At 72.9% G+C, this 26,443-nt stretch carries 30 protein-coding genes and 3 tRNA genes; 24 read left to right on the top strand and 9 right to left on the bottom strand.

Going from position 1 to position 26,443, the window contains the following annotated elements:
* Nucleotides 1–2 precede the first annotated feature (2 nt).
* The 3 genes from ABD709_RS15835 to ABD709_RS15825 are packed head-to-tail and all read left to right on the top strand — an operon-like array spanning nt 3 to nt 1,923.
* Nucleotides 3–395, top strand: a complete 393-nt coding sequence (locus ABD709_RS15835) for a fluoride efflux transporter FluC (RefSeq protein WP_344777133.1) — start codon at nt 3–5, stop codon at nt 393–395.
* Complete coding sequence (locus tag ABD709_RS15830) at nt 392–721, top strand: fluoride efflux transporter FluC (RefSeq protein WP_344777131.1); 330 nt, start codon at nt 392–394, stop codon at nt 719–721. The genes ABD709_RS15835 and ABD709_RS15830 overlap by 4 nt, the downstream gene beginning before the upstream one ends.
* Nucleotides 718–1,923, top strand: a complete 1,206-nt coding sequence (locus ABD709_RS15825) for an MFS transporter (protein ID WP_344777129.1) — start codon at nt 718–720, stop codon at nt 1,921–1,923. The genes ABD709_RS15830 and ABD709_RS15825 overlap by 4 nt, the downstream gene beginning before the upstream one ends.
* On the opposite strand, the gene ABD709_RS15820 is transcribed toward ABD709_RS15825, so the two are convergent.
* The 3 genes from ABD709_RS15820 to ABD709_RS15810 form a co-directional block, all read right to left on the bottom strand.
* Nucleotides 1,914–2,270 carry a metallopeptidase family protein gene (locus ABD709_RS15820; protein ID WP_344777127.1) on the bottom strand — a complete coding sequence of 119 codons (357 nt, stop codon included), beginning with the start codon at nt 2,268–2,270 and terminating at the stop codon, nt 1,914–1,916. The genes ABD709_RS15825 and ABD709_RS15820 overlap by 10 nt on opposite strands.
* Before the next feature lie 62 nt (nt 2,271–2,332).
* Nucleotides 2,333–2,409: transfer RNA gene (locus ABD709_RS15815), tRNA-Asp, on the bottom strand.
* Between the two features lie 83 nt (nt 2,410–2,492).
* A tRNA-Glu gene (locus ABD709_RS15810) sits at nt 2,493–2,565 on the bottom strand.
* A gap of 481 nt (nt 2,566–3,046) precedes the next feature.
* Here ABD709_RS15810 and ABD709_RS15805 point away from each other — a divergent pair.
* From ABD709_RS15805 to ABD709_RS15795, 3 genes are all read left to right on the top strand, one after another.
* Nucleotides 3,047–3,120: transfer RNA gene (locus tag ABD709_RS15805), tRNA-Phe, on the top strand.
* A gap of 222 nt (nt 3,121–3,342) precedes the next feature.
* On the top strand, nt 3,343–3,876 hold the full coding sequence (locus tag ABD709_RS15800; RefSeq protein WP_344777125.1) for a hypothetical protein: 534 nt from the start codon (nt 3,343–3,345) through the stop codon (nt 3,874–3,876).
* Nucleotides 3,877–3,907: 31 nt separating this feature from the next.
* Nucleotides 3,908–4,294 carry a PAS domain-containing protein gene (locus ABD709_RS15795; RefSeq protein ID WP_344777123.1) on the top strand — a complete coding sequence of 129 codons (387 nt, stop codon included), beginning with the start codon at nt 3,908–3,910 and terminating at the stop codon, nt 4,292–4,294.
* A gap of 177 nt (nt 4,295–4,471) precedes the next feature.
* On the opposite strand, the gene ABD709_RS15790 is transcribed toward ABD709_RS15795, so the two are convergent.
* The gene (locus tag ABD709_RS15790) at nt 4,472–5,467 is read right to left on the bottom strand and encodes an AraC family transcriptional regulator (protein ID WP_344777121.1); all 996 of its coding nucleotides are present in this window, start codon (nt 5,465–5,467) and stop codon (nt 4,472–4,474) included.
* A gap of 179 nt (nt 5,468–5,646) precedes the next feature.
* Here ABD709_RS15790 and ABD709_RS15785 point away from each other — a divergent pair, with 179 nt between their 5' ends.
* The 16 genes from ABD709_RS15785 (at nt 5,647) to ABD709_RS15715 (ending at nt 18,066) form a co-directional block, all read left to right on the top strand.
* The gene (locus ABD709_RS15785) at nt 5,647–6,237 is read left to right on the top strand and encodes a hypothetical protein (protein ID WP_344777119.1); all 591 of its coding nucleotides are present in this window, start codon (nt 5,647–5,649) and stop codon (nt 6,235–6,237) included.
* A 48-nt stretch (nt 6,238–6,285) separates the two neighbouring features.
* The gene (locus ABD709_RS15780; protein WP_344777117.1) at nt 6,286–6,723 is read left to right on the top strand and encodes a hypothetical protein; all 438 of its coding nucleotides are present in this window, start codon (nt 6,286–6,288) and stop codon (nt 6,721–6,723) included.
* Between the two features lie 174 nt (nt 6,724–6,897).
* Nucleotides 6,898–7,521, top strand: a complete 624-nt coding sequence (locus ABD709_RS15775; protein ID WP_344777115.1) for a helix-turn-helix domain-containing protein — start codon at nt 6,898–6,900, stop codon at nt 7,519–7,521.
* Entirely contained in the window at nt 7,518–8,762 is a 1,245-nt protein-coding gene (locus ABD709_RS15770) for an MFS transporter (protein ID WP_344777113.1), read from the top strand. The genes ABD709_RS15775 and ABD709_RS15770 overlap by 4 nt, the downstream gene beginning before the upstream one ends.
* A gap of 91 nt (nt 8,763–8,853) precedes the next feature.
* A complete protein-coding gene (locus tag ABD709_RS15765) occupies nt 8,854–9,705 on the top strand; it encodes a Gmad2 immunoglobulin-like domain-containing protein (RefSeq protein ID WP_344777111.1) in 852 nt (283 codons plus the stop codon).
* 48 nt (nt 9,706–9,753) lie between these two features.
* On the top strand, nt 9,754–10,827 hold the full coding sequence (locus ABD709_RS15760; RefSeq protein WP_344777109.1) for an NADH:flavin oxidoreductase: 1,074 nt from the start codon (nt 9,754–9,756) through the stop codon (nt 10,825–10,827).
* A gap of 138 nt (nt 10,828–10,965) precedes the next feature.
* A complete protein-coding gene (locus ABD709_RS15755; protein WP_344777107.1) occupies nt 10,966–11,943 on the top strand; it encodes a glycoside hydrolase family 26 protein in 978 nt (325 codons plus the stop codon).
* A gap of 44 nt (nt 11,944–11,987) precedes the next feature.
* Nucleotides 11,988–12,482, top strand: coding sequence for an EVE domain-containing protein (locus ABD709_RS15750; RefSeq protein WP_344777192.1), 495 nt, complete (start codon nt 11,988–11,990; stop codon nt 12,480–12,482).
* A 9-nt stretch (nt 12,483–12,491) separates the two neighbouring features.
* Nucleotides 12,492–13,391: an ATP-binding protein gene (locus ABD709_RS15745; protein WP_344777105.1), complete on the top strand. Its 900-nt coding sequence runs from the start codon at nt 12,492–12,494 to the stop codon at nt 13,389–13,391.
* A 57-nt stretch (nt 13,392–13,448) separates the two neighbouring features.
* Nucleotides 13,449–14,255, top strand: coding sequence for an alpha/beta fold hydrolase (locus ABD709_RS15740; protein ID WP_344777104.1), 807 nt, complete (start codon nt 13,449–13,451; stop codon nt 14,253–14,255).
* Nucleotides 14,252–15,424 carry a PP2C family protein-serine/threonine phosphatase gene (locus tag ABD709_RS15735; protein WP_344777102.1) on the top strand — a complete coding sequence of 391 codons (1,173 nt, stop codon included), beginning with the start codon at nt 14,252–14,254 and terminating at the stop codon, nt 15,422–15,424. The genes ABD709_RS15740 and ABD709_RS15735 overlap by 4 nt, the downstream gene beginning before the upstream one ends.
* An 83-nt stretch (nt 15,425–15,507) precedes the next feature.
* The gene (locus ABD709_RS15730; protein ID WP_344777100.1) at nt 15,508–15,717 is read left to right on the top strand and encodes a hypothetical protein; all 210 of its coding nucleotides are present in this window, start codon (nt 15,508–15,510) and stop codon (nt 15,715–15,717) included.
* Nucleotides 15,718–15,788: 71 nt separating this feature from the next.
* Nucleotides 15,789–16,544, top strand: a complete 756-nt coding sequence (locus ABD709_RS15725; RefSeq protein WP_344777098.1) for a histidine phosphatase family protein — start codon at nt 15,789–15,791, stop codon at nt 16,542–16,544.
* On the top strand, nt 16,534–17,415 hold the full coding sequence (locus ABD709_RS15720; RefSeq protein WP_344777096.1) for an NAD(P)H-hydrate dehydratase: 882 nt from the start codon (nt 16,534–16,536) through the stop codon (nt 17,413–17,415). Before ABD709_RS15725 ends, ABD709_RS15720 begins: the two co-directional genes overlap by 11 nt.
* Nucleotides 17,416–17,420: 5 nt before the next feature.
* Nucleotides 17,421–17,651 carry a pyrimidine dimer DNA glycosylase/endonuclease V gene (locus tag ABD709_RS21465; protein ID WP_425575151.1) on the top strand — a complete coding sequence of 77 codons (231 nt, stop codon included), beginning with the start codon at nt 17,421–17,423 and terminating at the stop codon, nt 17,649–17,651.
* Nucleotides 17,572–18,066 carry an MSMEG_6728 family protein gene (locus ABD709_RS15715; protein ID WP_344777190.1) on the top strand — a complete coding sequence of 165 codons (495 nt, stop codon included), beginning with the start codon at nt 17,572–17,574 and terminating at the stop codon, nt 18,064–18,066. The genes ABD709_RS21465 and ABD709_RS15715 overlap by 80 nt, the downstream gene beginning before the upstream one ends.
* A gap of 3 nt (nt 18,067–18,069) precedes the next feature.
* Here ABD709_RS15715 and ABD709_RS15710 read toward each other — a convergent pair whose 3' ends face one another.
* The 4 genes from ABD709_RS15710 to ABD709_RS15695 all read right to left on the bottom strand — a co-directional run bounded on the left by ABD709_RS15710 (nt 18,070) and on the right by ABD709_RS15695 (nt 23,715).
* Nucleotides 18,070–19,686: a glutamate synthase-related protein gene (locus tag ABD709_RS15710; protein WP_344777094.1), complete on the bottom strand. Its 1,617-nt coding sequence runs from the start codon at nt 19,684–19,686 to the stop codon at nt 18,070–18,072.
* Between the two features lie 28 nt (nt 19,687–19,714).
* A complete protein-coding gene (locus tag ABD709_RS15705) occupies nt 19,715–21,004 on the bottom strand; it encodes a DUF1501 domain-containing protein (RefSeq protein WP_344777092.1) in 1,290 nt (429 codons plus the stop codon).
* Nucleotides 21,005–21,014: 10 nt separating this feature from the next.
* Nucleotides 21,015–22,517 (bottom strand): DUF1800 domain-containing protein, encoded by a 1,503-nt coding sequence (locus ABD709_RS15700; protein ID WP_344777090.1) that lies wholly within the window; start codon nt 22,515–22,517, stop codon nt 21,015–21,017.
* A gap of 118 nt (nt 22,518–22,635) precedes the next feature.
* The gene (locus tag ABD709_RS15695; protein WP_344777088.1) at nt 22,636–23,715 is read right to left on the bottom strand and encodes a mechanosensitive ion channel family protein; all 1,080 of its coding nucleotides are present in this window, start codon (nt 23,713–23,715) and stop codon (nt 22,636–22,638) included.
* A 354-nt stretch (nt 23,716–24,069) separates the two neighbouring features.
* On the opposite strand from ABD709_RS15695, the gene ABD709_RS15690 reads away from it, so the two are divergent.
* Nucleotides 24,070–24,507 (top strand): SRPBCC family protein, encoded by a 438-nt coding sequence (locus ABD709_RS15690; RefSeq protein ID WP_344777086.1) that lies wholly within the window; start codon nt 24,070–24,072, stop codon nt 24,505–24,507.
* Nucleotides 24,508–24,512: 5 nt separating this feature from the next.
* Nucleotides 24,513–26,099: a phytoene desaturase family protein gene (locus ABD709_RS15685; RefSeq protein ID WP_344777084.1), complete on the top strand. Its 1,587-nt coding sequence runs from the start codon at nt 24,513–24,515 to the stop codon at nt 26,097–26,099.
* On the opposite strand, the gene ABD709_RS15680 is transcribed toward ABD709_RS15685, so the two are convergent.
* Nucleotides 26,093–26,389 carry a hypothetical protein gene (locus tag ABD709_RS15680; RefSeq protein ID WP_344777082.1) on the bottom strand — a complete coding sequence of 99 codons (297 nt, stop codon included), beginning with the start codon at nt 26,387–26,389 and terminating at the stop codon, nt 26,093–26,095. The two genes, ABD709_RS15685 and ABD709_RS15680, sit on opposite strands and share 7 nt — an antisense overlap.
* Nucleotides 26,390–26,443: the final 54 nt, after the last annotated feature.

Below are 26,443 nucleotides of genomic sequence, written 5' to 3'. Positions count from 1 at the left end.
GCGTGCTCCCCCCGCCGCGACTGCTCCTCGCCGTAGCCGCGGGCGGAGCCGTGGGCTCGCTCCTCCGGTGGGCGTGCGGAGAGCTCGTCGCCGACGGGTCGGGCTTCCCGTGGACGACCTTCACGATCAACGTGGTCGGCTGCGCCCTGCTCGCAGGGCTGGAGCTGCTTCCCCTCGCCCGCCGGTCGGCCACCTGGGCCGCCGCCCTCGGCCCGGGTGCCCTGGGTGGCTTCACCACGTTGTCCGCCGCCTCCGAGCAGGCGCGGGGTCTCCTGGACGAGGGCCGCACGGCGCTCGCCGGTGCCTACGTCCTCGCGACGCTGGCCGTCGCGCTCCTGGCGGTGAACGTCATCGGCCGCCTCGCGCCGCCGCTTCCGGAGGAGGACGAGCTGTGATCACTCCCCTCCTCGTCGCGCTCGGCGGGGCCATGGGCGCGGCGCTGCGGTTCACGCTCGGCAAGCTGCTCGACGGCACCTTCCACGTGGGGACGCTCACCGCCAACACGCTGGCGTGCCTCGTCATCGGCCTGGCCGGTGGCGCGGCCCTCTCGGGGGCGGCGTGGGCGCTGGTGGCGACCGGGTTCTGCGGCGGGCTGTCGACGTACTCCTCGTTCGCGGTGCAGGCGCGGGACCGCGGCGCCCGGATCGGGTCGGCGTACGTCGTGCTGACGCTGGCGCTCGGCCTGGGCGCGGCCGCGCTCGGGTTCCGGGTCGCGGCGTGAGCGAGGAGGTGGCGGCTCCGCGCCTGACCCCGTGGCGGTTCGTCGTCGTGTTCGGCGTCGTGAGCCTGCTGATGGACGTGGTCTACGAGGGCGCCCGGTCGATCACCGGGCCGCTGCTCGCGTCCTTCGGCGCATCCGGGCTCGTGGTCGGTCTCGTGACCGGCGCGGGCGAGGCCGCGGCGCTCGGCCTGCGGCTGGTGTCCGGCCCGCTCGCCGACCGCACCCACCGGTTCTGGGCGTGGACCATCGGCGGCTACGTGCTGACCGCGGCCTCCGTGCCCGTGCTGGGCTTCGCCGGCGTGCTGTGGGCGGCGTCGGCGCTGGTGATCGCCGAGCGCGTCGGCAAGGCGGTGCGCTCGCCCGCGAAGGACACGATGGTCTCGCACGCCACCGCGGTCGTCGGGCGCGGCAAGGGGTTCGCGGTGCACGAGGCGATGGACCAGGTCGGTGCGCTCGCCGGGCCGCTGGCCGTTGCCGGCATGCTGGCCCTCACCGGCGACTACGGACCCTCGCTGGCCGTCCTGGCGGTGCCAGGCGTCGCGGCCGTCGCCCTGCTGTTCTGGCTGCGCGCCCGGGTGCCGCGGCCCGAGGTCTACGAGCCGGCGGCCGTCGCCAAGGAGCGACCGACCATCGCCGGCTCGGCCCGGCTGCCCCGCGCGTTCTGGACCTACGCCACCTTCACCGGCGCGACGATGCTCGGGTTCACGACCTTCGGGCTGGTCTCCTTCCACCTGGTGACCGACGGCCTCGTGACGGCCGCCGTCGTACCGCTGCTCTACGCCGCCGTGATGGCCGCCGACGCGGTCTCCGCACTGGTGACGGGGTGGGCCTACGACCGGATGGGCCCCCGGGTGCTCGCCTCGCTCCCGGTGCTGTCGGCCGGCGCGGTCGCGCTCGCGTTCACCTCGCACGTGTGGGTCGCGGTCGCGGGGACCCTCGTCTGGGGCGCCGCGCTCGGCATCCAGGAGTCCACCCTGCGCGCGACGGTCGCCGACCTGGTGCCGCCTGCCCGCCGCGCGACGGCGTACGGCGTCTTCGCCGCGGTGCTCGGGGCGGCCGCCGCCGTCGGTGGCGGCCTCACCGGCGCTCTGTACGACGCCTCCCCACGCGCGCTCGTCGTGACCGTCGTGGGAATCGAGGCGGCCGCGCTGCTGCTCCTGCTCGCCCTCAGCAGGGCCCGAGCGCCGGGGGCTCAGGCGTAGCCGAGGTCGTGCAGCCGCTCGTCGTCGATGCCGAAGTGGTGCGCGACCTCGTGCACGACGGTGATCCGGATCTCGTCGACCAGCTCCTCGAGGTCCTCGCACATGTCGGTGAGCGGCCCCCGGTACAGGAAGATCCGGTCCGGGAGCGGCGGGTCGTAGCCGCCGTCGCGCTCGGTGAGGGCCACGCCGTCGTACAGCCCGAGCAGGTCGTCCGGCTCGCCCTCGGGCGGCTCGTCCTCGACCAGCACGACCACGTTCTGAACCAGCCGGGCCAGCTCGTCGGGGATCCCGTCCAGGGCGGCGTCGACGAGGCCGTCGAACTCCTCGGCGCTGATGTCGACGGGCACCCCGCCATTGTGGACCGCGAGACGCACGAAGCCCCTCCCGGGTGTGGGAGGGGCTTCGTTGCTGGCGACCCCGACGGGACTCGAACCCGCGGCCTCCGCCGTGACAGGGCGGCGCGCTAACCAACTGCGCTACGGGGCCTTGCTGGCACTTGCACGCGAACGTGGAAGCGGGTGGAACTCTAACCCATGCTGCCGGACCGCTCCCAATCGGCAGCGGCCGCGTACCCCCGACCGGATTCGAACCGGCGCTACCGCCGTGAAAGGGCGGGGTCCTGGGCCGCTAGACGACGGGGGCCCGCTGCGTCGACGTACGCCGAGCGCAGCCCGGTCAGCATAGTGGGCCGCGGTTTGGACGACCCATCTCGGCGCTCGTCGCCGGTCGCTGCGACCGGTACCGGGGAGGGTTGTGACCCGATGCTGGTCACGATCCACCCCGATCACCCTCGGCAGAGGCACCACCTCGATCGGCCCGTCGTGCGCGCGGCGCCCCGGCCCCTCGAAGGCGCGCAGCGCCGATCTGCCGACGAGCGCGGCCGGCGCGCACGCGAGCACCACGGCCCCGGAGCGCTGGCGCCACGAGAGCCGTCCGGTGTGGTCGACGTAGTGAGACGACCCCGTCCTGCTCGACCAGCATCGCCGCGATCTCGTCCATGCCGCGTCGCCTGCCCGGCACGCGCGCTGCCGACACCTCGCCCGGTGGCGCCTGTGGAGGAGAACCTCCCGGGAGCGCCGGTTTCGTGCCGCGCGGAGCGCTCCGGTAAGGTGGCGCCTCGCTCGGGCAGGTAGCTCAGTTGGTACGAGCGTCCGCCTGAAAAGTGGAAGGTCGGCGGTTCGACCCCGCCCCTGCCCACCGAGCAAGAGCAGGTCCCGGACCTGCGAAGACACCCCCGGCCGGGTCTCCGGCCGGGGGTGTCGCAACCTTCCGTCAGGTCGATGGCACTGCGCCTGCAGACGTTGCCGCCGTTCGGTCCGTCCGCTCGTACCTGTTCCTGGTAGGAACCTCGGAGCCGCTGGCGCCCGTCGGGCCTGACATTTCCTGCGCACTCGTCATGGGGTGGCTAGCATCCGCCGCATGCGTCTGCTCCGATTGATGATCGCGCTTGCCATTGCGGTCGCGCTGCTGAGCTCGCCGACCACGACGAGAGCCGAGGCCCCGAAGGTCAAGCACTGGAAGATCACGACCTCCGCGGTCGGACCGCTCCAGCTCGGCGATTCGTTGAGAGACCTGAAGAGGGCGGGCTACACGTTCTACCCGTGCGGGGGCAAGTCGGGAGGACACCCGTGCTACTTCAAGGGCAAGCTCGGAAAGGTCATGGGCTTCGATGTCGACGAGCATCGCAAGGTCAAGCAGCTGATGGTGAACGCTCGCTCCGGCCACGGCTACGCATTCGCCACCAAGAGTGGCGTACACGTCGGCTCCACGGTCAAGACCCTGAAGGCCAAGGAGCACGCCGCGTACCTCGGAAACTACGGCTACGGGGACGCGTTCGCGGTTCACCAGGGGAAGCACCAGTGGATCACGTTCTTCGCCAGTGGGAAGAAGGCGTCCTCCACGATCTATTCGATCTCCGTCTCAACGACGAAGAAGCCGCCTCAGGGCCGCTGAGATCGATAGGCGGCACCGGCGGATACTTCAGATGCACAGCGCGCTTCTTGGTGACGAGCGGGTTCGATCTCACCGCGTGGGGGTTGGGTTCGGCACGGCGCCGAAGTGTCGGTTGCACGACGCCTCGCCGTCGCACGACGCGGAGCGGTCGGACTCGGACGAGGCCCTGCTGGCCACCGACGAGGCCAGCACCATCGTCGCGGCGACGCCGCCGATCCTCCAGCTCCTCGGCTACTCCTCCGAGAGCGAACTTCCAGGCCGCAGGATCCTCACCGTCGTTCCGACGCGCTACCGACAGGCCCACGTCGCAGGAACGACCCTCAACGCCACCGAGGGCCGCGCCCCCTCCTCGATCTCCCACTCACCCTTCCCGTCGTCCGCGCCGACGGGACCGACACCGTGGCGCGCTTCACGGTGAGCCCGCGCCTGCTGCAAAGCGGTGACCGGGTCTTCGTCGCCACCTTCGACCTCACCTCGGTCCCGGCCTGAAGCCCATCACTGCGCGCCGACCAGGAGCGACGACGACCCGGGCTGCGTCCTGCGTACCCCGGAGCAGCAACGGGGACCGTGGTCGACCACACCAACGGTGTTGGGGTCATCCCCGCCGCCGCACCTGCGTCGGCGAGGCCCCGAACCACCGCCGGCAGGCGCGCGTGAGCGAGCTCTGTTCACTGAAGCCGAGAACACCCGACAGCTGCGCAAGCGGCATCGTCGTGTCCCGGAGGTACCGCTCCGCCTCGTCCCGACGGACGTCGTCGACGAGCGTGGCGAACGTCGTGCCTTGCGCGCTGAGCTGTCGCTGCAGGGTTCGCGGGTGCAGGGACAGCTGTTCGGCGACCAGCCCGAGGTCGGGTCCGCCGGTCGGCAGCATGCGTCGAACCATCCGGGCGACGGGATCGATGAAGCCCGCGGGCGTCGGGAGCGCGATCGACGCGAGGTAGTCGCGGACGACGGAGTGCACGGAGTGATCCGCCGAGAGCGGTCGACCAAGGACGGCACTGGGAAAGATGAAGGCGTACGACGGAGCGCCGAAACGCACCGGGCAGCCGAAGTAGGACTCATGTCCCTGATCGGCTGACGGGGCGCTGTGGCGCAGTGAGAGCGAGAGCAGACGGAAGTCGTCACCGGCGAGCAGCTGGAAGACACGCACCGACACTCCGAGCCCGAGCTCCGCGGCCTGACGGTGTGGCGGCGGGCGTTGCGCGACGAGGCGCCACTCGAACTCAGCGGTGCGGCCGCGCGCCGGAACGTTGATCGAGACTGCGATCGCGGGGCTGTAGACGGCGAGGTACTGCTCGATCGACGCGAACGCGTCGCCCACTGTCGCCGCGGTGCGGGCGGCAACCCCGAGGGGACCGAGGATCTCCAGCCCTTGGCGCGTTGCGAGCCGGCGTCCGAAGTCCTCAGCGCCGGTTGCCCGTGCGGCCGCTTCGAGCACGGCGGCGACGCTCCGGTAGTCGATGAAGCTGTCGTGGTCCCCGACCACATCCGCAGGAAGGTGGGCCTGCCCGAGCAGCGCGCCGGGGTCTGAGCCCAGCTCCTCGACCAGCTCGCTGAAGCCTTGCAGCGACGTACCGCGGATCAGCGACATGTCGTCCAGAGTCAAGAACACGTCGCGTCTGGTCAAGACCCGGTCCGCTGTCACCTGGGACCTTGGTCCAGCACCTCCTCACCGACGACCGACTCTGCGCCGCGATCACCCAGGTCGGAAGGGTCAGGTGCCAGGGCCGGGATGATCGCCCTCCGCAACATGCAAGAAGGAACACCGACATGAGCCGCTTCGACATCACCCAGACCAACGCCGCCGTACGGCGGCTGATCGAGACGACCGACAACCGACGCCACAAGTGGATGCTCCAGGCCTACGACCGCCATCGCAATCTCGAGATGGCCGGCCGCTGGAAGGAGATCTTCGCGCCCGAGATGACCGTCGACCACCCCGTCTACCACTTCAACGTCTTCGGCATCACCACCGTCCTCGACGGCGCCGACGCCGTGCAGGCCGTCTACGAGGAGTGGTCGCGAACCGCGCAATGCGTCTTCTACGCGGGCGACGAGAAGCTCGCGGTCGGCGACAACATGATCGTCTCGACCGCCACCATCTATCAGCAGACCCCCGGCGCTCTCCTCGCCGAAGCCGGAGCACCGGTCGACCCCGCCGCGTACTACCTCGTGGCCAACGTCGAGCACATGATCTGGCCCTACGACGACGAAGGCCGCCTCGTCGGCGAAGACGTCTGGGAGATCGACGAGAGCAAGCGACAGATCATCCCGCTCGAGCCGCACGAGGTGCTCACCGTCGAGCAGACCAGCGCGCTCCTCGCCCCCCTCATCCGTCCCCTACCGACGCGACCGTTCTGACCGGCTTGCACGACCGTTGCAAGAGTCGCATCACACCAGGAGACACTCATGAAGAAGTTCACCGCGACCGTCGCGGCCCTGCTCGCGGCCGTGCTTGCGATCATCTCCAACGCCCAGCCTGCGCACGCCATCCAGTTCTACCCCGACGACCTGTTCCATCCCGCTGCGAAGCACTTTGCCGGAAGCGGCAACTACTTCACGTGCGAGGACGGCGTGAAGTACAACAACGAAGCCGACAAGTTCCAAGCCGTCGGCCGCGATCGCACGCTGAAGCTCGTCACCGAAGAGCGCCGCAAGAATGACGACGGCGAGAAGGTGAAGACCTACCACACCACCTACGTCGACCTGCCTGAGGATGAGCGGATCCGCGTCACCATCCTTCACTTCACCGGCAATGGCGGCTGGACCGTCAAGGGGACCATCGCTCGGCACACCGCAACGCTTGCGTCCGGAAATCAGTCCGGTAGCGGCGGCTGGACCTGCTGAAACGCGATCGACCCCACGCAGCCCGCGAGCAAGCCTCACGGGAGCGAGACGAGTCGGACGGTGCCGTCCGAAAAGTGCGTGGGAGTCGGTTCGTGAGCTCCAGGTCGCGCTCGAGCTCCCGAAGTCATACAAGAGGCCTTGTGGAACACCTGGTCACCGGCCGACGCTGGTGGCATGACCCGCAAGACCGCCGAGCAGCGGCACGTCGTCGACGCGGACGCACCGGCCGGGATGATCGACGTGCTCGTGGCGCTCCACCACCCGACCCGTCGCTGGCTTGCCGAGCTGTTGTGGACGGAGGGTCCGGCCAGCGTGGGACGTCTCGCCGCCCGGACCGGACTCGCGGTGGGGAGCGTCAGCCACCACCTCAGGCCGCTGCACCGGCAGGGCTTCATCGAGCCGGCGCCCGAGCTGGCGAGGGACACCCGGGAGAGCTGGTGGCGCGCCACGTCGCGCAGCGTCAGCTGGAGCGTCGACGACTTCGAGCCCGACAGCCTGGGCCGCCGGGTGGCCGAGCAGGCCGAGGTCGAGAACTTCCGGCACCAGGTCCGCGCCGTCCAGCAGTGGCTGAGAGAGATGTCCGCGGCGCCGCTGCCCTGGCGCCGCGCCGCCGGCGCCACCGACAGCATGGCGATGGCCACGGCCGACCAGACCGCGGACCTGCACCGCCGGCTTGGAGCCGTCCTCGCGGCGTGGGGCGAGGAGGTCAAGACCGACCAGGAGCGGCATCCGGACGCCGAGCGGCGCCCGGTGCGCACGGTCATCCGCTGCTTCCCGAGCCGCCCGGTGCGCCCGTGACTGCCGCACGGGCGCCGCAGCCGGCCCGGCCGGAGCTCCTCGGAACGCCGCCTCCGCCGGTCCGCCGGGACCCGATGGTCCTCACCTGGGTGGCAGCGGTCGCGATCTCGACCTTCGGCGACGCCGTGTGGACCGTCGCCCTGGCCTGGACCGCCGCCCACCTGCTGCCCCCGGCGGTGGCCGGGGCGGTGATCGGCATCGAGATGCTGCCGCAGGCCGCGCTCGTCCTCTTCGGCGGGGTCGTCGCCGACCGCTGGGACCCCCGCAAGGTGCTGGTCGCCGGGCAGGTCGCCCGCGCCACCGTCCTCGTCGTCGGCGCCCTGGCGTGGCGGGCGGGTCTCGACGGCGCGCCGACGCTCTTCGCCGTCGCGCTCTGCTTCGGCGCCGCGGCCGGGTTGACGACGCCGTCCGGGAGCGCGCTGGTCCGCCAGGTCGTGGACCCGGACGACTTCAGGACGGTGCTCGGGTGGAACCAGGTGCTGAGCCGGGTCACGCGCCTGCTCGGCGCGCCCGTCGGCGGCGTCCTGGTGGCCACCGGAGGGCCGGTCGCCGCGATGCTTCTCGACGCCGCCACCTTCGCGGTGATCGCCCTCGTGCTCGGGATCGTGGTCGAGGCGCGGTTCGCCCTGCCGCGCGCGGCGCAGCTGCGCTGGCGGGACTCCTTCGCGGACGGCGTCGACTACCTCCGGCGCAGCCCGACCGCACGCGTCTTCGTGACCGGGCTGACCGCGCTCAACGTGTTCGTCAGCCCGGTGATCGCGCTGGGTCTCGCCCTGCGCGTCGACGGCGCCGGCTGGGGACCGCACTGGCTCGGCATCGCCGACGGCGCTCTCGCCGCAGGCGCCATCGTCGGCAGCATGGCGGCGATCCGCTGGCAGCCGCTGCACTCCGCCAGGGTCGGCTTCCAGGTGCTCGTGCTCCAGGGGGTCGGGCTGGCGGTCGTCGGCGTCGCCTCGCTCCCAGTCGTGCTCGCCGGCATGGCGACCGTCGGCGCGACCGCCGGGCTCGCCAGCGTGTGGTTGTCCGCCGCGTTCCTCCGCGCGGTGGACCCGACCTACACGGGTCGCGTCTCCTCGGTCACCTCCCTGGGCGACCTGACGCTGATGCCGCTCTCGATGCCCGTCCTCGGAGCGCTCGCCGGCGCCTCGAGCGTGCTTACGGCGACCGCGGCCTTCGGCCTGTCGATGTCGGCGCTCTGCGTGCTCTTCGCGACCCGGCGGAGCATCGCGGCGCTCGTCTGAGACCGGACGCACCCTGGGTCGGGCCCAACGTCCATCGCGGTGCGGACCTCCGCCGCCACCGTCGCGGGTCCGGTCTCCCTAGCCTCGGGACGTGAAGTCGTCCGTCCTCGTGTCCTTGGCCGTCGCCACGCTCTTGGTCTCCGCCTGCGGCGGCGGGTCCGGCAGCTCGCCGACCTCGGCCCCGACCAGTTCAGTCCCGACCACCTCGACCCCGACCAGCTCAGCACCGACCGACCGGACCGTCACCCGCGCGGTTTACTACGTCGTCGACACCCGTACCGGCTTCCGGCTCGCCCGCGAGCTGCGCCAGGTGCCCGCGTCCGATCCCGCGGTGGGCGCGGTGGAGGCGATGATCGCGGGACCGGAGGACCCCGACTACGCCACCTCGTGGAACCCCGCCACCCGGGTGGTCGACGTACGACGAGCACCGGGGGCGATCGAGGTCGACCTCTCGGCCGACGCACGCACGGCGAGCGTGGGCTCGGGGCTGGCCGCCCTGATGGTGCAGCAGCTCGTCTACACCGCCTCCGCCGCGCTCGGCCCCCAGCGTCCCGTGCAGCTGCTCATCGACGGCCGGCCCGCCGGGGAGCTGTGGGGCGTGCTGACGTGGACGGGACCCGAGCACCGCGACCCGCCGGTCGACGTCCGCAACCTCGTCCAGATCGACGTGCCGGCGGAGGGCGCGGCGCTTCACTCGCCGGTGACCGTGCGCGGCGACGCGGCGGTCTTCGAGGCGACCCTCCCCTGGCGGGTCCTCGACACCTCCGGGCGCGTCGTGCGATCCGGCACCGCGATGACGGCGGAGGGGCAGCGCTTCTCGCCCTACTCCTTCCGGGTGCGGCTGCCCGCGGGCCGCTATGTCGCCGAGGTCCGCGAGGACGACCCGTCGGGAGGCGAGGGCGGGCCGGCGATGACCGACACCCGGTCCTTCACCGTCGAGTGACGGGACCCGGGGCTGCCGGACGCTCCGGGCTCCCGGGAAGATGGACCTGTGACCACCCTCGCCGATTCCCTCCACCCGCTGCACGGCGCAGCGTGGCCGAACCGCTTCGCGCTGGCGCCGCTGACGAACACGCAGAGCAACGACGACGGGACCCTCTCCGACGACGAGCACGACTGGCTCGTGGCGCGAGGACGCGGCGGCTTCGGCCTCACGATGACCTGCGCGGCGTACGTCGCACCGGCAGGGAAGGCCTGGCGCGGACAGCTCGGCATCGCCTCCGACGACCAACTCCCCGGTCTGGCCCGGCTCGCCGAGAGCCTGCGCGCGACCGGCACCCGGTCAGCGGTCCAGCTCCACCACGGCGGGCGGCGCGCCGACCCCGGGGTCACCGGGCTGCCGGCCCGCGCGCCGTGGGACGACCCCGCGCGCGGCGTGGTGGCCCTGACCACCGCGGAGGTCGACGCCGCGGTCGAGGACTTCGTCGCTGCCGCCGTCCGCGCGGAGCGCGCGGGCTTCGACGGCGTGGAGGTGCACGGCGCCCACGGCTACCTGGTGGGCCAGTTCCTCGACCCGCGCTCCAACCACCGCACCGACGGCTACGGGGACTCCCTCGACGGTCGCGCGAGGATGCTGTTCTCCGTGCTGGAGGGCATCCGGTCCGCGACCGGGCCGGGCTTCCAGCTCGGCCTGCGGCTGACGCCGGAAGGCAACGGCATCGCCCTGCCCGAGGGCCGCGAGGTCGCCCGGCGGGCGCTCTCCTCGGGCCTGCTCGACTACCTCGACATGTCGCTCTGGGACGTCTTCATGCGACCACGCGGAGAGGGGCACGAGGGCCTGCTGATCGACCACTTCACCGACCTGCCGCGCAACGGGGTCCTGCTGGGCGTCGCCGGCGGCGTGCTCACGACCGCGGACGCCGAGTGGTGCCTGGCGAAGGGCGCCGACGTGGTCACCGTCGGGACCGGCGCGATCCTGCACCACGACTTCGCCGCACGGGCGCTCGCCGATGCGGGCTTCCGCACGCGTGAGCGCCCGGTCCCGCGCGAGGTGCTGCGGGCCGAGCACGTCGGGCCGGCGTTCCTCGACTACCTCAGCGCCGGTTGGGACGACCTCGTCGCCTGACGTGCTCCACTCGTGGCGCCTCGGGGCCACGACGGGGTAGTCCGATCGGGTCACCCGCACGGCTGCCGACCGGCCACAACCCGCAGCGCTCGGGGTGCTACTCCTCCGTCCGCCCGCGGTCGGACCGATGGTCGCGGTGTGCGCCGTGCCTACCTGCCTCTCGTCATCGCCGTCACCCTCGCCGCCGTCGCCGGGACCGGTCTGCCGGCCGCCTCGGCGACGCGACCGAGGCCGTCTCCCGCCGCGACGAGCGCCTCGGTGAAGTTCGGTGCCTACGTCCCCGGGATGGAGTCCGACCCGCAGCGGCTGACGCGCGTCGAGTCGGCCGTCGGCGTCCCGGTGGGCATCGCGTCGTACTACTACGGCTACGGCGACGTCTTCCCCGGCCCGACCGAGCTGGCGCTCGCCAACGGAGGCCGTCGCGACGTCCTGATCGCCTGGAACATGGGCCACAGCACCTTCCGGTCCTGGGCCGCCGGCGACCACGACGACTACCTCGACCAGATCGCGGCTGCCGCGCGCAGCTACCCCTACCCGCTCTACGTCCGGCCGTGGCCGGAGATGAACGGCGACTGGCAGGAGTTCCAGCCCACCCCCGACGGCGGCCTGCCCGCCGGTGGCACCTACGCCGAGTTCCGGGCGGCCTGGCAGCACGTCGTCGGCTACCTGCGGGCCCAGGGCGCGACGAACCTCCGCTGGGTGTTCAACCCGACGGCCGACACCTACGCCGGTACGACGCCGATCGACCAGATCTGGCCCGGGCGTGAGTACGTCGACGTGCTCGGGCTCGACGGCTTCAACTGGGGCAACGGCGGGTTCTTCCACTGGCAGACGTTCTCGGAGATCTTACTCCAGCAGTACCGCAACATCACCGCGCTCGACCCCACCCTCCCGGTGTGGATCTGCGAGACCGGGTCGAAGGAGCCCGCCGAGGACGACGGGGCGCCGGTCGACCGGCACCACAAGAAGTCGCAGTGGGTCTCGGACATGTTCCGGTTCACCGGCATGCCCCGGGTGAGCGCCCTGGTCTGGTTCGACGCCCGCAAGGAGCGGGACTGGCGGCTCGACTCCTCCTCGGGGTCGCTGCTGTCCTTCCGGAAGGCGCTGCAAGGCTGACGCCGTCTCACGCGACCTGACGGGGGTACCGCGGGCCGGTGGCCATGATCGACGAGGGCAACCTCGGTGCCTGGGTGCTGAAGTGCAACCCCGAGGTCTACGACCTCCGCGCCGCCGTCGAGGCCGGCATCGACCACGTCGACAGCTGGAGCGTTCGCCCCGGCTACCGCGCCGACCTGATGCGGGCCGGCCAGAAGGCGCTCCTGTGGGTCTCCGGCGACGGACGGCGGCTGGCGCGAGGGATCTGGGGCGTCGGCTGGGTCGAGGGTGGGGTGCGGCGGCTCGACGGCCAGGACGAGGACCGGGGCCACTGGGTCGACCAGGCCGCCCGGCGGTCGGTGCGGCTCGCCGTCCCCCTCTGGGTGCCGGTCCTCGCCGAGCCCGTCACGGTCGCGGAGGTACGGGCGGCCGGCCTCGCCGACCTGGAGGTCCTGCGGATGCCCCAGGGGGCGAACCCGTCGTGGGCCTCGACGGAGCAGCTCGAGACCCTGGAGCACCTGCTGCCGGAGTGGCCGGCACGCCGCCCGCACCCGGCATAGGCTGCGGACGTGCCCGTGTCGCCTCGTCCCGTGTCGGTCGGGGAGCCGGTCGCGTCCTGGGCCCAGGACGCGCTGCGCCGCGGGATGGCGCTGCCCGCGGTGCACCGCGTCGGGCTGGCGCTCGTCGAGGGCGGCGGCCGGCGTCTCAAGTTCACCGCGAGCGACCGCCTCGCCGATGGCGCGCCGGCGTGGTGCCACATCGACGGGTACGACGACGTACCGCTCAACACCGCGGTGCGCACGGGCGCCTCGGTGCTCGGCACCGTCACCGGCCTGCACGAGCGCTATGCCGCGTTCGCCGCCCGCCAGGAGGGCACCTCGACCGTCGCGGTCGCCGCCGTGCCGCTGGTGGCGGACGCGCAGACCGTCGGCGGCTACGTGCTGTTCTTCGAGCAGCCCCAGCCGCTCGATGACGGCCAGCGCGGTGAGCTGGAGGACCTGGGCCGGGCCCTGGGCTCGACACTGCGCCGCGCCCAGGCCGCCGTACGCCGTACGACGGCGGGCTTCGCCGAGGACGACGTACCGCCCGGAGCGGCCGTCGCCGTCCACGAGGTGACGCCGGACGTCGCCGCGGTCGCGCCGGCCCGCGCGTTCCTGCGCAGCATCCTCGGCGAGTGGGGGGTGGACGAGGACTGCGTCTACACGGCGGTGCTCTGCCTCTCGGAGCTGGTGACCAACGCGGTCATCCACACGCAGACCGGCTGCTCGGTGCGGGTCGTCCTCGACCGCGGCGTGCTGCTCACGAGCGTCCGCGACCTGGGGGCGAAGGAGGTCGCGGTCGAGGCGGTCGACGACCCCCTGCAGCCGAACGGGCGCGGGCTCCAGGTCCTCGACGCGCTCGCCACCCGGTGGGGCACGACGGTCGACAGCGACGGCACCACCGTGTGGTTCGTCCTCGACCTGCCTTGACAGCGCGGGAGGGTCCGCGCTTCGTCGTCGTCGCCTGACCTGGACTAGGCTCGTCCGATGAAGGTTGCCGAACTCAACGTATCGATCAGCGGGGCGCCCGACGGCCAGCCGATCGTGTTCGCCCACGGGTTCGGCTGCGACCAGCACATGTGGCGCTACGTCGCCCCGGCCTTCGAGGACCGCTTCCGCGTGGTGCTCTTCGACTACGTCGGTTGCGGTGGCTCCGACTCCTCCGCCTGGGACGCCGAGCGCTACGCCTCCCTGGCCGGCTACGCCGACGACGTCCTCGGGCTCGTCCACGAGCTCGAGCTGCAGGACGTGGTCCTCGTCGGCCACTCGGTCAGCGCGATGATCGGTGCGCTCGCCGTCGCCGCGGAGCCGGAGCGGTTCGCCCGGCTCGTCATGGTGGGACCCTCGCCGCGGTACGTGGACGACCCCGGTGCGGGGTACGTCGGCGGCTTCGGCCGGCAGGACATCGAGGAGCTGCTCGGGTCATTGTCGAGCAACTACCTCGGCTGGTCCGCGGCCATGGCCCCGGCGATCATGGGCAACCCCGACCGGCCCGAGCTCGGCGCGGAGCTGACCGGCAGCTTCTGCCGGATGGACCCCGCGGTCGCCGAGCAGTGGGCGCGGGCGACCTTCCTCTCCGACAACCGGGCCGACCTCGCCAAGGTGAGCACGCCCACCCTGGTCCTGCAGTCACGCCAGGACGTGATCGCCCCGATGGCCGTCGGCGAGTACGTCCACGACGCGCTGCCCGACAGCGAGCTCGTGGTGCTCGACGCCGTCGGGCACTGCCCGCACCTGAGCGCACCGGAGCCCACCGTGCGGGCGATCGACGCCTTCCTGGGGACGCCCGCATGACGGACGTCGCCCGCGAGGCCTTCCTCTCCGCGCTCAGCGACGACGACCCGGTCCGGCTGTACGACGAAGCGCCCTGCGGGTTCCTGTCGACCACGCCGGACGGCATCATCGTCAAGGTCAACGCCACCATCTGCCGGTGGCTGGACACCCGCCGCGAGGACCTCGTCGGAGCCTCGTTCACCGACCTGCTGACCGGCGGCGGCCGGATCTACCACGAGACCCACTACGCGCCGATGCTCCAGATGCACGACAAGGTGCGCGAGCTGGCGCTCGAGCTCCAGCACCCCGGCGGGCACCGGCTCCCGGTGCTCGTCAACGCTGCCGTGGTGCGGGACGCCGCCGGCGGGCCACGCGGGATCCGGGTCGCGATCTTCGATGCGAGCGACCGCCGGCGCTACGAGCAGGAGCTGCTGGAGGCGAAGCGGCACGCCGAGGCCTCCGAGGCACGCGCACGCGGCCTGGTACAGACGCTGCAACGGACCCTGGTGCCGCCCACCGAGCCGCGGATCCCGGGCCTCGAGCTCGCCGCCGTCAACCGGCCCGCAGGTGGCGACCTCCTGATCGGCGGCGACTTCTACGACGTGTTCCCGCTGGGCGGCGACGAGTGGGGGCTGGTGCTCGGCGACGTCTGCGGCAAGGACGTCGAGGCCGCAGCGGTGACCGCCCTCGTCCGATGGACCGTCCGCGCCACCGCCGCGGGGTCCGCCGGGACGGAGCGGGTCCTGGAGGCGCTCAACGAGACCATCCGGCAGCACGAGACCGAGCGGTTCTGCACGATGGTCTTCGCCCGGCTGCGGCCGGAGGGCCGTTCCTGGCACCTGGAGCTCGGCGTCGGGGGTCACCCGCCTCCGCTGCTGGTCCGCGACGGGGAGGTCACCCCGCTCGCCGGGGGCGGACCGCTCGTCGGCGTGCTCCGGGACGCCCGGTTCCCCGAGCAGCGCCTCGAGCTGCGGCCGGGAGACGGGCTGGTCCTCTACACCGACGGCGTCACCGAGGCCCGCCGCGGCTCCGACTTCTTCGGCGAGCAACGGCTGCACGCGTCCGTCGCCGCCCACGGCGGCGACCCCCGGGCCGTGGTCGACGGTCTCCTCGACGACGTGACGACGTACGGACAGGGGCGGAGCAGCGACGACGTCGCGATCCTCGCGCTCCGGCTGCCTGCCGCCTGAGTCGGCCGACACTCCCCCGTTGCCCGACGGGAGGATCGTCGTTGTCCCCTGTGACAGGCCAACGACCCACGGAGGACTGGACGATGGACGTCCCAGAAGGAGTGCTCTACGTCGGGCTGCTGCTCGCGGTGTCGGTCGGCATGACCGCGTGGCGGGTCGCGACGCCCGGGGGGCGGAAGGCACGGGTCGGACCCGATGTCGACCGCTGGCTCACCGCGTGCCTGATCTCCGCCGTCGGGCTGTTCATCGCGGTGCTGCTGCCCTGCTACCTGCCGGGCTACCGACTGCCCTGAGCGCCGGGCCGAACGGCCCGCGCATTGCCTCGGTCCGGACGGGTACCTCCCGCCCGACGACTGGAGGTGGCATGCGACCGAGGTGGGACAGCGGACCGGGCGAGCTCAAGCTGGTCCGGCACGGTGAGAGCGTCGGGAACCTGGCCGACACGGCCGCCCGCGACGCCGGAGCGGAGGTGCTGGACCTCGACGCGCGCGACGCGGACGTCGAGCTCTCCGACACCGGCCGCGACCAGGCGCGGGCGCTCCGCGCCTGGGTGGACGCGCTCGGGCCCGACGACCGTCCGACGGTGGTCGTCGCGTCGCCGTACCGACGGGCCGCCGAGACGGCCGCGCTCGCGCTGGAGGGCCTCGACCTGCAGGTCGAGTACGACGAACGGCTCCGCGAGCGCGACCTCGGGGTCCTCGACGGGCTCACCGGCGCCGGGATCCGGGCGCGCCACCCGGAGGAGGCGGAGCGGCGCAAGAAGCTCGGCAAGTTCTACTACCAGCCGCCGAGCGGCGAGAGCTGGGCCGACGTGGCCCAGCGGGTGCGCTCGCTGCTCGCCGACCTCCGGTTCGGGTACGACGACGAGCGGGTCTGGCTGTTCACGCACCAGGCCGTGATCATGACGTTCCGCTACGTCCTGGAGGGGGTCGACGAGTCGGAGCTCCTGGAGCTGGACGGCAGCACGCCGATCCCCAACGCCTCGGTCACGACGTTCCGCCGGTCCGGGTCGTTCCTCGAGCTGGACACCTTCGCGGACACCGCCGCGGTCGACCGGGGCGACGCGGACGTCACCCACGAGGAGCCGCAGCCCGGCCGGGAGGACGACGATGTCGCCTGAGCGGGCCCGGGTGGTCACGCCGGCCGTCCTGCGCGACTGGCCGCTGCCGGAGCCGGGCGAGGACAAGCAGGACAGCGGGCGCCTCCTCGTGCTCGGCGGGTCGACCCGATCTCCGGGAGCCGTGCGCCTCGCAGGCGAGGCCGCGCTGCGGGCAGGGGCCGGAAAGGTGGCGCTGGCGACCGTCGAGACGGTGGTCGCGGGCCTCGCGCCGCTCGTGCCGGAGGCCGCGATGATCCCCCTCGCGACCGACGACGCCGGCTCGATCGACGTCGCCCAGACCGGCACGGTCGTCGAGCACGCCCAGCAGGTCGACGTGCTGCTGGCGGGGCCGGGCCTGGTCGACGCCGAGCACGCGGTCACGCTGCTCGAGCGGGTCCTGCGGCGCACGGACGCGACGCTCGTGCTCGACGCGCTCGGCTCGGCGTACCTCACCGCGTGCCCGGACGGTCTGCGCCGGCTCGACGGCCGGGCGGTGCTGACCGCGAACCCGCACGAGCTGGCCCGCACCGCCCACGCCTCCGACGACGAGGTCGCACGCGACCCGCTCGGCGTCGCCGCGCGGGTGGCGGCGCGCTGCCAGGTCGTGGTCCTGTGCGGCGGCACGGCCAAGTACCTGGTCACGCCCGACGGCGACGCCTGGGTGGTGGAGGGCGGCGGGCCGGGGCTGGCCGCGTCCGGGTCCGGCGATGCCCAGGCCGGGATCCTGGCGGGCCTGCTCGCCCGGGGCGCCGGGCCGGCCCAGGCGGCGGCGTGGGCGGGTTACGTCCACGCCCGCTGCGGCGAGCGGCTCGCCGCCGCTGTCGGCCCGGTCGGCTACCTCGCCCGCGAGCTGCCGGCGCAGGTGCCCGCGGTCCTCGCCGAGCTGGCCTGAGCCGGATGCAGACCTTCCTCCCCTACGCCGACTTCGCGCGGTCCGCACGCTCGCTCGACCCCAAGCGGCTCGGCAAGCAGCGCGTCGAGGCGCTCCAGGTCGTCCGGGCGCTGACCACCGCGGGCTACGGCTGGGCGAAACCATCCGGCGGTGCTGATGTGGAAGGGCTTCGAGGAGGCACTCGGCCGCTACGGGCTGGTGTGCTGCGAGGTCTGGACGGGGCTCGGGCACGGTGACACCTGCGCCCTGACCATCGCTGCGGACCTCAGGACCGCGGGCATCCCGGTCGTGCGCACGCAGGCCGAGCTCGCGGAGGCCGACGCTCTCCCTCCCTGGCTCGGCGACGAGGAGCTCCACCGCAGCCACCGGTCAGCGCTCGTGCGGAAGGACCCCGCCTTCTACGGACCGCGGTTCCCGGGGGTCCCCGACGACCTCCCCTACGTCTGGCCGGTCCGGTCTGAGGCGGCGGTCGCGGCGGAGCTCCGCCGGGCGGAGAGCGCGCGACTCCGCGCCGAGCGCGCAGCGCAGCGACGGCTGGAGGAAGCCGCGCGGCTGCGCCGGCGGCGCAGCCGCGCCGCGAAGAAGGCGTGGGCGACCCGGCGGCGCAACGCCGCGCTCCGGGCGAGCCCGCCACCCGAGGTGGGCGGCTGACCCTCAGGCGCCGGCGGAGGGGACGTCGCCCTCCATGTCGTCGCCGCGCTCGCCGTACTCGGCCGTCTCGGGCGGACCCTCCGTCCCGGCCTCCTCCTCGTCGACCCGCTCCATGATCTCGACGATCCGGTCGCGGTCGGCACGGGAGGGATAGCCCCACTCCGGCTCGTAGCCGTAGATCGTGTCGAGCAGGTGCCCCGCCGAGAGCGTGTCGACGACCTCGATCGAGCGGGGGCCGATCAGCGCCGGGTGCGGGACCCCGCACGTCTCGGAGACCTTGAGCAGGTCCCGTCGCAGCGTCCGGACGTAGTTGGCGACCCGCTCGCCCTTGCTCACCGGGTCGACGCCGCGGGTCAGCCACGGGTTCTGGGTCGCCACCCCGGTCGGGCAACCGCCGGTGTGGCAGCGCTGCGCCTGGATGCAGCCGACGGCGAGCATCGCCTCCCGCCCGACGTTGACCATGTCGGCGCCCAGGGCGAACGCCACCACCGCGTTGTCGGGGAGCCCGAGCTTGCCGGAGCCGATGAAGGTCAGGTCCTCCTGGATGCGGCGGCGCGCGAACTCGGCGTACACCCGCGCGAAGCCGAGCCGGAACGGCAGCGACACCGCGTCGGTGAAGATCATCGGCGAGGCACCGGTCCCGCCCTCGCCGCCGTCGATCGTCACGAAGTCCACGCCACGATCGCCGCGCTCCATCAGGCCCGCGAGGTTCTCCCAGAAGTCCAGCTCGCCGACGGCCGACTTGATGCCGACCGGGAGGCCGGTCTCCGCGGCGAGCATCTCGACGAAGTCGAGCAGGGAGTCGGTGTCCTTGAACTCGGCGTGCCGCGACGGGCTGAGGCAGTCCTGACCGGCCGGGATGCCGCGGGTGTCCGCGATCTCCTGCGACACCTTGGCGGCGGGGAGCACGCCCCCGAGGCCGGGCTTCGCCCCCTGGCTCAGCTTGACCTCGAGCGCACGGATCGGTGCGCCGTCGATCAGCTCCTTGAGCTTCGGGAGGCTGAACCGGCCGTTCTCGTCACGGCAGCCGAAGTAGGCCGTGCCGATCTGGAAGACCAGCTCCCCGCCCTTGCGGTGGTACGGCGACACCGCGCCCTCACCGGTGTTGTGCAGGCACCCCGCCTCGGCCGCCCCGCGGTTGATCGCCTCGATCGCTGGTCCGGAGAGCGAGCCGAAGCTCATCCCGGAGACGTTGACCACCGACCCGGGCCGGAAGGCGTGCTTGCGACCACGCGGGCCACCGAGGACCTTCGCGGACGGCAGCAACGCCTCCTGCCCGACCGCGCCGTGGGTCGGGTGCTCCTCGCCGAACGTGCGGTGGTGCACGATCACGTTGCCCAGCGACTTCTCGAAGTCGTTGTCGGTGCCGAACCCGAAGTAGTTGTTCTGCAGCTTCGCCGACGCATAGACCCACCGGCGCTGGTCGCGGCTGAACGGGCGCTCCTCGTCGTTGCTCGCGACGATGTACTGCCGCAGCTCGGGGCCGACCGCCTCCAGCCAGTAGCGCGCGTGCCCCACCAGCGGGAAGTTCCTCAGGATCGCGTGGTCCTTCTGGACCAGGTCACGGGCGGCGACCGCACCGAGGGCGGCCAGGGGCGCGAGCACCAGGGACTTCCTCATGCGTCCGCGGTACCCACTACGGACACCCTCAGGTCATCGACCCGATCGACTCAGGAGTGAACCCGGGGAACACCGTGGCGCGGCTACCCGAGACCGACGGGAACCGCTTGGACATGACCTCCCACAGCACGCTGCGGTAGTCCTGCGCGACGGCGAGGTCGCCGTCCTCGAGGTCGGCCTCGGCCAGCCCCGGCCAGCGGCCGTGCACGGCGCCGCCCGCAACACCGGCTCCGAGCAGCAGCATCGCGTTGCCGTAGCCGTGGTCGATCCCGCCGTCGCCGTTCTCCTCGACCCGGCGCCCGAACTCGCTGATGGTCACCACGGTGACCCGGGACGCGGCCGGGCCGAGATCGGCGAAGAACGACTTCAGCGAGCCGGCGAAGTGGGTGAGCTGGTCGTGCATCCACCCGTTGTCGGAGGCGCCGAGGCCCTCGTGCATGTCCCAGTCCCCGTGGTCCACGGTTACGACTCGGGTCCCGAGGTCGGCCCTGATCAGCGCGGCGGTGTTGGCGAGCACCTCCTGGAGCGGCCCCTCCGGGTAGGCGGAGAGGTGGACCTCGGTGTCGGCCGAGGCGACGAGCGGGGCGAGCGCGGTCGTGGACCGCATGGCCAGCCGCACGCCCGCCCCGAGGACGGAGGAGTCCCCGGCCCACATCGTGTCCACCGAGCCACGACGTACGTCGGCGTCGGTGTTGAGGTCGGCCAGCGAGAGGTCGCTCACCTCGTAGGCGCCGAGCGCCGCGGAGGGACCCACCAGCGAGGTCGGCAGCAGGCTCGAGCCCAGGGCCACGGCGTCCAGCGGCGTCGCCGCCGCGTCGAGCCCGATCATCCGGTTGATCCAACCGATCCGGGCGAGCGAGCCGGCGTCGGCGTCCTCGATCGCCTCCATCGCCTCGAAGTGGCTGCGGTTGGGCGCCGGCAGCCCGACGGCGTGCACGGCCCCGAACCTGCCCGCGTTCCACATCGGCATCAGCTCGCCGAGCGCCGGGTGCAGGCCGAAGCGAGGGTCCGCGCCCAGCAGGGTGCTCTCCGGTACGGCGATGGTCGGCCGGTAGGAGACCAGGTGGTCGTGGTCCACGCCGCGGGGGACGACGATCGACAGCCCGTCGGCGCCGCCGCGCATGCTGAGCACCACCACGACGTTGCCGCCGGGCTCGCCGCCGTAGGCCACCTGCACGAACGCGTCGCCCAGCATCTGCGCGCCGACCATGCCCGCCGTCCCGGCGGCCGCGGCGCCCAACAGCCGGCGGCGGGAGAGCCGTAGCCGCCCGTAGTCCGGGCAGCCGCAGTGCCGGCGCGGCGTCTCGTGGGTGGGCATCGGGGCTCCTTCAGCGGTGCATGTGCAGGGGTGAGTCGAGAAGGGAGGTGAGGATTCCCCGGATCGTCCAGTAGCCGAGAGCTTGTTTCCGGGTCAGCGGGGTCGAGAGCGGGATGCCGAGCAGTTGGGCGATCCCGGCACGCACGGCGGGCGTCGGCTTTTCCCCCATCGTGCGCAGCGCGACCGTGTTGACGACCTGGCCGAGGGTCGCGGGCATCGGCGGCAGCAGCGAGGCATACGTGGGGAACCGCACCTCGTCGACCGGCCACCAGCGGGCGGCGAGCGACCGGTGCGTGGTGAAGCTCGTCAGCACCCGGCCCGCGCTCGCCCACGCGGCGTCGACCGCCGGGTAGCCGTTCGGAGCCGGCCACTCGTACGGCGCCTCGCCCAGCTCGCTGAGCTGCCAGTACATCGCGTTGGCGAACGACTCGTCCTTGACCGGCCGCAGCATCTGGACCCCTAGCGCGCGCACCGAGGCGATGTAGTCCTCGGTCGGCGTACGAACCTTCCGGCCTGCGGCGGCCGCGAACTCGGGGTGGCCGACGAGCGCCCGCAACGTCGGAGCGATCGCCGTGCCGTGCGTGGTGTACGCCGTCGCGACCGTCTGCACGAGGTCGTCGCTCGGCTGGTCGGACACGAACTTCGAGCACAGCCGCCGGGCCAGCCGTTCCGCGGTGGCCGGGTGCTTGGCGAGGTAGGAGAGGTAGGCAAGGGTCGCGGGCCGCCCGTCCGGATCGCTGTTCTCGTGGTGGAAGCCGAGCACCGTGACCGGTTGGGTGTCGTGCCGCCTGGTGTCGTAGAACGCCTGGAACTTCGGGTAGTAGACGTCGACCCGGTAGCCGGTCAGCATCCGTGCCGAGGCCTTGACCATGTCCTCGGTGTAGCCGGCGTCGACCCCGACCGTGTGCAGCTCCAGCAGCTCCCGCCCGAGGTTCTCGTTCGGCGAGTCCTTCGAGGAGAAGGCGTTGTCCAGGAACAGCCCCATCGCGGGGTGCGTGATCGCGCCCTGGAGGAGCTTCTCGAAGGAGGTCAGGGCGTTCGCGCGGATCACCCGGTCGTAATCGGTCCGCCAGAAGATCGAGTCCTCGTGGAACAGCGAGACGTTGAGCAGGTTGGACCAGAAGTCGACCATCACCTCGAGCAGCTGCCGGTTGCTCGCGATCCGGCGGGCGATGGTCCAGCGGCTGAGGTCGGTCGCGACCTCCCACGCGCCGCGGACTTCGCTCTGGTCATCGTCGAAGACCTGCTTCGCGTCGGCCGCCACCGTGGGGAACCAGTCGTCGATCTCGGCGCCGGGCGCGTCGGCGACCCGCGCCGGGCTGAGCTGCTTCTCGAACCAGGCCCGGCCACCGCCGGCCTGCCGCACCTGGGCGACAAGATCCGGCGTCAGGCCCCAGCTGAACCTCTTGACCAGGTGCCTGTCGGCAGCGCCGAGCCCCGCCGACGACCGGCCGGCGTAGGTGAGCACCGGTCGGCCGGGTCGGCGCGCGGGCTGGCGTCGGCTGGCTGTCACCTGGCGGGCTCCTCGAGTGGCACGGCGGAGGACGCGCTCACCGTAGGACGGACCGCGGTCCGCCCGGCACCGACACACGGGCGCGACGACCTGGTCCGAATTGACCAGGCCGGACGGGTCAGCCGGCGTGCAGGCGCTCGAAACGCTCGTCGCGGGACCCGGCCGTCGCGTCGGGCACGACCTCGACCCGCCGCTTCGGCATGCCCGCGCCGTGGTCGCGGATCCACCCGGCGAGGTGCTCGCGGACGTGGCACCTCAGGTCGAACAGCTGACCCGCGTCCGCGGCGGTCACGACGGCGCGCACGCGCACCCAGCCGTTGACCGCGTCGGTCACCTGGAGCGATCGGGTGCGGCCGTCCCACAGGTCGGTGGTCGCCAGCGCGGCGTCCAGCTGCTCGCGCAGCGCCTCCGGGTCGACCTCCCAGTCGACGTCGAGCTCGACCGTCCCGAGCAGCTCCGCGCTGCGCCGGGTCCAGTTCTCGAACGGCGTCGTCGTGAAGTACGTCGACGGCAGGACCAGGCGCCGGTCGTCCCAGATGCGGACGACGACATAGGTCAGGGTGATCTCCTCGATCCACCCCCACTCGTCCTCGACGACCACCACGTCGTCGAGCCGCACCGAGTCGCCGAAGGCGATCTGGATGCCTGCGAACACGTTGGCCAGCACCGACTGCGCGGCGAGCGCGGCGACGACACTGACCAGCCCGGCCGAGGCGAGGACGCTCGCCCCGAGCGCCTGGACGCCGGGTAACGTGAGCAGCGCCGCGCCGACGGTCACGACGCAGGCGGCAGCGATCGTGAGCCGGCGCAGCACCAGCACCTGGGTGCGCATCCGCCGGGCCAGCCGGTTGTCGGCGACGTCCGTCCGGGCGCGGCGCAGGCCGGTGTCCTCGAGGAACAGCGCGACCGACGTGACGAACCACCCCGCGGCGACGATGGCGAGGACGCGCGCGACGGCGGCGCCCCACGCCCACCACCACGCGTTGGACTCGGCGGGCCGCAGCGTGGCCACGACCGGGTTCAGCGTCGTCATCAGCACCAGCACCCGGAACGGGATCCGGGAGCGCTGCTCGAGCTCCTCCACGGACGGCCACCGTCGCGCCGCGAGCCGGCAGGCCAGCCGCGCGGTGCCGATGACGAGGAGCCCGACACCGAGCGCGGACGCGACGCGGGTCAGGGTCTCGGTCCAATCGATCATCGGTCCATGGTGCCGACCGGACCGCGGCTACCGAAGGCGTCGTGGCGAGGCTCACGTCCGGTCGGAAGTTCCGCCAATCGGCGGACACCGGGTCCCGCGCGGGTGCATCATTTGATTCACGCTCCGTCGGTGACCCGAGACGCTGACGGAGCGTTCTGAACGCCCGCGGTGCCGCCCCACACGGCGCCGCGGGCGTTCTGATGTCCGTCCACGCTCCAGGCCATCCGGTTGCGTGGCGCGACCGACATTCTGCCGCGGGCCCCGTCGGGTACCTTCCGCGTGCCAGAGCACGTCGACCGCGACCCACGGAGGAACGAGCATGCGATCCGCAACCAGCGCGAGCGAGGCCGAGCTGTGACGTCGGTGATGCGACGGGTCGTCCATGCGACGCCCGACCAGGTCTGGGACGTCCTCTCCGACGGCTGGCTCTACCCCCTGTTCGTGGTGGGTGCGACGCGGATGCGCGACGTCGACGACGAGTGGCCGGCCCCGGGCGCGCGGCTGCACCACTCCGTCGGCGTCTGGCCGGCGACCGTCGACGACACCACCTCCGTCCTGGAGTGCGACCCGCCGAAGCGGCTGAAGCTGCGCGCCCGCGTGTGGCCCGCCGGTGCGGCGGAGGTCACCTTCGAGCTCGCCGAGCACCCCGAGGGCACCGAGGTGACCATCCTCGAGGACGCCTCGCACGGCCCGGCCCGGTTCATCCCCAGCCTGGTGCGGGTGCCGATGCTCGACTGGCGCAACAGCGAGACGCTGCGCCGGTTCGCGTACGTCGCCGAGCGGCGTCGCTGACCGCCGTGGCGCGGGAACGGCACCACGCGGTCGTCATCGGCGCCGGGCCGAACGGCCTGGTCGCGGCCAACGTGCTGGCCGACGCAGGCTGGTCGGTCCAGGTGCTCGAGGCGCAGCCGGAGGTCGGCGGCGCCGTGCGGAGCGACCGCGAGCTCGACCCCGACTTCGTCCACGACACGTTCAGCGCGTTCTACCCGTTGGGTGCGGCCTCGCCCGTCATGAAGGCCATGGACCTCGAGCGGTACGGCGTCCGCTGGCGCCATGCGCCCGCGGTGCTCGGGCACGCGCTGCCCGACGGCCGCTGGGCGCTGCTGCACCGTGACCGGGACGTCACGGCCGCGGGCCTCGACGCGGCGCACCCGGGCGACGGCGAGGCGTGGCTCGAGCTGGTGGAGATGTGGGACCGGATCGGCGACCCGATCCTGCAGGCGATGCTGACGCCGTTCCCGCCGGTCCGCGGCGGCGTCCGCGCCGCCACCGCGGTGCTGCGCACCGGCGGCGTGGACCTCGTCCGCACCCTGGTCGCACCCGCGATGGCGATCCTGCAGGAGCGGTTCGCCGGCGACCTGCCGCGGCTCCTCGTCGCCGGCAACGCCGGCCACGCCGACATCCCGTTGACCGCCCCCGGCTCGACGTTGTTCGGCCTGCTCCTCGCGATGCTGGGACAGACCGTCGGTTTCCCGGTGCCCGAGGGCGGCGCGGGGCGGCTCAGCGAGGCGCTCGCGCGGCGCCTGCAGGAGCGGGGCGGCACCATCACCTGCGACCAGGAGGTGGTCCGGATCGACGTCGAGGGCGGCCGGGTGTCGGGAGTCCGGACTGCCGACGGCGCCCGCTACCCCGCGCGGCGCGTCCTTGCCGACGTCGCCTTCCCGACCCTGTTCGGGCGCCTGGTGTCGCCCGAGAACCTGCCGCGGCGGGTGCGCCGCGGGATGCCGGGCTTCCGGCTCGACCCGGGCACGGTCAAGGTCGACTGGGCCCTCGACGGCCCGGTGCCGTGGGCCAGCACGCCGGCCTACGCCCCCGGCACCGTCCACATCGCCGACTCGCTCGCCGAGATGGACCAGGTGCTCACCCAGCTGGCAGCGGGCGTCATCCCCGCGAAGCCGTTCATGCTCGCGGGCCAGATGACCACCTCCGACCCGACCCGGTCACCGGCCGGCACCGAGGCGCTCTGGGCCTACGCGCACGTGCCGCAGCCCGGATCGGGCGTCACCGACGGCGGGGACGGGTCCGTCCACGGACGCTGGGACCACGACGACAAGGAGCGCTTCGCCGACCGGATGCAGGCGCGGCTCGAGCGGCTGGCGCCGGGGTTCGGCTCACGGATCCGTGCCCGGCGGGTCCTCGGGCCGGTCGAGATGGAGCAGCGCGACGCGAACCTGATCGGGGGCGCGCTCGGCGGCGGCACCGCGCAGGTCGACCAGGAGCTCTTCTTCCGGCCGGTCGCGGGCATGCTCGGGCGGGCGGGCACGGGGATCCCGGGCCTGTACCTCGCGTCGTCCGCGGCCCACCCCGGCGGCGGTGTGCACGGCGCGTGCGGCGCCAACGCGGCCCGCGCCGCGCTGTTCCGCGCGCGCCTCGGTCGTCAGTGACCGTAGGTGACGAGCTCCGGGTGGCGGCGGGCCCGCACGACGCCGGCGCCGATGCCGGCACCGATCAGGACGAGCGCCCCGCCGGCGACCAGCACCTGGGCGCTGCTCCGGTCCGCGGTGCGCGGGGTCGACGGGTCGGGCGTGCTGATGGTGGCGCTCCGTGCGGGCGGGGTGCCCCGCTTGGCGTCGACGTCGGCCGCGTGGGCGGGTGCGACCACCGCGCCGACGAGGAACGTCAGCGAGAGCACGGCGGCGGCGAGCCCGAGGAGGCCCGTACGCATCTTGGTCACGGTCATAAGTTACCTATACCCACCAACTCAGTGTACTTTCAGTTCACGGTGAAC

Origin of the sequence: Nocardioides panacisoli (assembly GCF_039537325.1) — a bacterium.
Classification (GTDB): Bacteria; Actinomycetota; Actinomycetes; order Propionibacteriales; family Nocardioidaceae; genus Nocardioides; species Nocardioides panacisoli.
This window is presented reverse-complemented; position numbering and strand designations above follow the sequence as displayed.

Excerpts from the sequence above, each read along its gene's own strand:
- ABD709_RS15800 (WP_344777125.1), top strand. The coding sequence starts at position 3,343 with ATGCGTCTGCTCCGATTGATGATCGCGCTTGCCATTGCGGTCGCGCTG.
- ABD709_RS15795 (WP_344777123.1), top strand. The coding sequence starts at position 3,908 with ATGCACAGCGCGCTTCTTGGTGACGAGCGGGTTCGATCTCACCGCGTG.
- ABD709_RS15790 (WP_344777121.1), bottom strand. The coding sequence starts at position 5,467 with ATGTCGCTGATCCGCGGTACGTCGCTGCAAGGCTTCAGCGAGCTGGTC.
- ABD709_RS15785 (WP_344777119.1), top strand. The coding sequence starts at position 5,647 with ATGAGCCGCTTCGACATCACCCAGACCAACGCCGCCGTACGGCGGCTG.
- ABD709_RS15780 (WP_344777117.1), top strand. The coding sequence starts at position 6,286 with ATGAAGAAGTTCACCGCGACCGTCGCGGCCCTGCTCGCGGCCGTGCTT.
- ABD709_RS15775 (WP_344777115.1), top strand. The coding sequence starts at position 6,898 with ATGACCCGCAAGACCGCCGAGCAGCGGCACGTCGTCGACGCGGACGCA.
- ABD709_RS15750 (WP_344777192.1), top strand. The coding sequence starts at position 11,988 with ATGATCGACGAGGGCAACCTCGGTGCCTGGGTGCTGAAGTGCAACCCC.
- ABD709_RS15740 (WP_344777104.1), top strand. The coding sequence starts at position 13,449 with ATGAAGGTTGCCGAACTCAACGTATCGATCAGCGGGGCGCCCGACGGC.
- ABD709_RS15735 (WP_344777102.1), top strand. The coding sequence starts at position 14,252 with ATGACGGACGTCGCCCGCGAGGCCTTCCTCTCCGCGCTCAGCGACGAC.
- ABD709_RS15730 (WP_344777100.1), top strand. The coding sequence starts at position 15,508 with ATGGACGTCCCAGAAGGAGTGCTCTACGTCGGGCTGCTGCTCGCGGTG.
- ABD709_RS15725 (WP_344777098.1), top strand. The coding sequence starts at position 15,789 with ATGCGACCGAGGTGGGACAGCGGACCGGGCGAGCTCAAGCTGGTCCGG.
- ABD709_RS15720 (WP_344777096.1), top strand. The coding sequence starts at position 16,534 with ATGTCGCCTGAGCGGGCCCGGGTGGTCACGCCGGCCGTCCTGCGCGAC.
- ABD709_RS21465 (WP_425575151.1), top strand. The coding sequence starts at position 17,421 with ATGCAGACCTTCCTCCCCTACGCCGACTTCGCGCGGTCCGCACGCTCG.
- ABD709_RS15715 (WP_344777190.1), top strand. The coding sequence starts at position 17,572 with ATGTGGAAGGGCTTCGAGGAGGCACTCGGCCGCTACGGGCTGGTGTGC.
- ABD709_RS15710 (WP_344777094.1), bottom strand. The coding sequence starts at position 19,686 with ATGAGGAAGTCCCTGGTGCTCGCGCCCCTGGCCGCCCTCGGTGCGGTC.
- ABD709_RS15705 (WP_344777092.1), bottom strand. The coding sequence starts at position 21,004 with ATGCCCACCCACGAGACGCCGCGCCGGCACTGCGGCTGCCCGGACTAC.
- ABD709_RS15695 (WP_344777088.1), bottom strand. The coding sequence starts at position 23,715 with ATGATCGATTGGACCGAGACCCTGACCCGCGTCGCGTCCGCGCTCGGT.